The organism is Azoarcus sp. TTM-91 (assembly GCF_012911025.1).
In the GTDB taxonomy this organism is placed as follows: Bacteria; Pseudomonadota; Gammaproteobacteria; order Burkholderiales; family Rhodocyclaceae; genus Azoarcus.
On sequence record NZ_WUEI01000233.1, the window covers coordinates 1 to 2,257 of the forward strand.

Annotated in this window: 3 protein-coding genes; all 3 read left to right on the forward strand. The window is 72.6% G+C overall.

Translation table 11 applies throughout. The features are described from left to right. Nucleotides 1-30: 30 nt before the first annotated feature. A complete protein-coding gene (locus GRF61_RS23855) occupies nucleotides 31-465 on the forward strand; it encodes a hypothetical protein (protein WP_169153106.1) in 435 nt (144 codons plus the stop codon). 4 nt (nucleotides 466-469) lie between these two features. Further along, on the forward strand, nucleotides 470-1,675 hold the full coding sequence (locus tag GRF61_RS23860; RefSeq protein ID WP_169153107.1) for a hypothetical protein: 1,206 nt from the start codon (nucleotides 470-472) through the stop codon (nucleotides 1,673-1,675). A gap of 19 nt (nucleotides 1,676-1,694) precedes the next feature. Beyond that, a partial coding sequence (locus GRF61_RS23865) for an FHA domain-containing protein (protein ID WP_169153108.1) occupies nucleotides 1,695-2,257 on the forward strand: 563 nt, incomplete at its 3' end.

Sequence of the window (2,257 nt, forward strand, 5' to 3'; positions counted from 1 at the left end):
CCTTTCAAGCCCGCCCCGAGAACCCCCAAGATGAGCAAGCGCGCTAGCCAGCCGGCCGATAACCACTCCATCGCCACCGCCACCGCGGAACCGGCCGCCGGCCCGGTGCGCGGACAACTGCTCGCCGTCGAGGAAGACGGCTGGCTGCTGGTCAGCGTGGCCGGCGCACCCTGGCGCTGCCTGTGCCTGGAAGGCAAACCACTGGAAGTGGGCGACAGCCTGCTGGTACTGCCGGCGGGCACCGCCGGCCCGGCCGTGGTCCTCGGTCGCGTCGGCCCTTACCGCACACCGCAGCCACAGGCCCGCCTGGTACTGGAAGCCACCGAGGCGCTGACGCTGAAGTGCGGCGACGTCGCCATCGACCTGCGCGCCACCGACGGCAAGCTGATGCTGCGCGGCGAAGACGTGCTGCTGCGCGCCCGCGGCACCCAGCGCATCCGCGCCGGCGCAGTCGCCATCAACTGAAGCCATGGTCGCCATCGCGCCCCTGCGCAGGCAACGGCACTACCTGCCGGAGTTGGTTCTCACCCACGCCGAGGAAGCCGCCTACCTGTGGGGCCGGCGCCGCGCCAGCCTGCACTCCGAAACGTTGCAGCTACGCAACCTGCAGGAGTTGCAGGAGCGCATAGAAGCGCACCTGCAAGGCATGCTGATCGCGGGAGCGGACCTGCCCGCGCTGCTCGGCGAATGGCTGCAGGCGGACGACAGGGACGAAGTCTTCGCCGCCGCCTGCGCCCTGCTCCGCCACGGCGACCCTGCCTTCGCCCACCAGGTCCTGGCCACCTTTGGCTGCGCCCAAGGGCCGCGGCTGGCCGGCTTGCGCGACGCCTTCGGCGCCAGCCCGCAGACGCACACCCAGGACGCACTGGCGCACAACCTCGCCCAGGGCGACAGCGCCCACGCCGCCGCCGCCGCGGCGGCCCTCGCCGCCCAGCGCCGCCTCGCCGCCAGCGATCCTGCATTGATACGGCTCCTGAGCACCGAGAATTCAGCCGACGCCGCACTGGCCTGGCGAGCGCTGACGGTGCTGGACCCGGCCAGCGCCGCCCTGCCCTACCGCGAAGCGCTGCAGGCGGCGGATGGCGAACTGCGCGCCGCCGCGCTCACCGCCGCCTGCTGGCGCGGCGAAGCCTGGGCCGCCAAGGCCATTCACAAGCTTGCCGAGGACGGCGACCTCCATGCCCTCGGCCTGTGGGCCGCCACCGCGGAAGGCGCCACGCAGGCAAGCGCACCGCCACAGCCGGCACTGGACGCCGTCCAGCGCTGCAAACTCGCCGCACGCTGCGGCCACCCCGAAGACATCGAGATGCTGATCGCCGCGATGGCGGCCGACGATCCCCTGCTCAGCTCGGCGGCCGGCACCGCCTTCACCCGCATCACCGGCTGCGACGTGGAGGGCGAGCGCAGGACCCTGCCGGTGTCCTCCGACGCCGACGACTTCGAGCGCGAGTTCGCCGCCGACGTCCATCTGGGCGACGCCCGGCGCGCCCAGCAACGCTGGGCACAGCATGGCGAACAGTGGCGCGCCGGCAGGCGCTGGAACCGCGGCCATGAAGTCTCCGCCACCCTATCCACCGCCGCCCAGGCGGCCATCGATCTTGCCGCGCGCTGGGACTTCGGCCTGCGCGCCGCACTCGCCGGGGTCCGCCTGATGGCGCCGCCCCCGGTCATCTGACCCCCACGGAGAACGCAAGGTGTTACGCATCACGGTCATCAAGGTGAACGGCTACGCGCCGGCCAACTCCCTCGCCCAGGAATTCGACGAGCGCGGCGGCACCATAGGCCGCGAAGACAGCAACGCGCTGGTCCTGCCCGATCCCAACCGCCACATTTCGCGCATGCAGGCCCAGGTGCAGTTCGACGGCACCCGCTTCATGCTCATCGACCACGGCGGCAACCCCACCCAGCTCAACGGTCGGCCGCTGGGCAAGGGCAACAGCGCCACCCTGCGCGATGGCGACGAGATCACCATCGCCGAGTACACGCTGCGCGTCGAAGTGATCCGGGAGACCGCCCACCCCGGCAACGCCACGCTGCCCAACGTGGCGGTGCAGATGGACCCGCTCGGCCTCTTCGGCGCTGGCGCCGCCCCAGCGCAGCCTCCCGCCACGGCGGCGCAACCGGCGCCGCTGGACGATGATCCCTTCGCCGTCTTCGTTCCGGCGGCGCCTGCCGCGGCGCCGTCGCCGCCGCCCTCCACGTCGGCCATGCCGGACGACCCCTTCGCCGCCTTCAGTCCCGGCACGCCGCGCCCGGC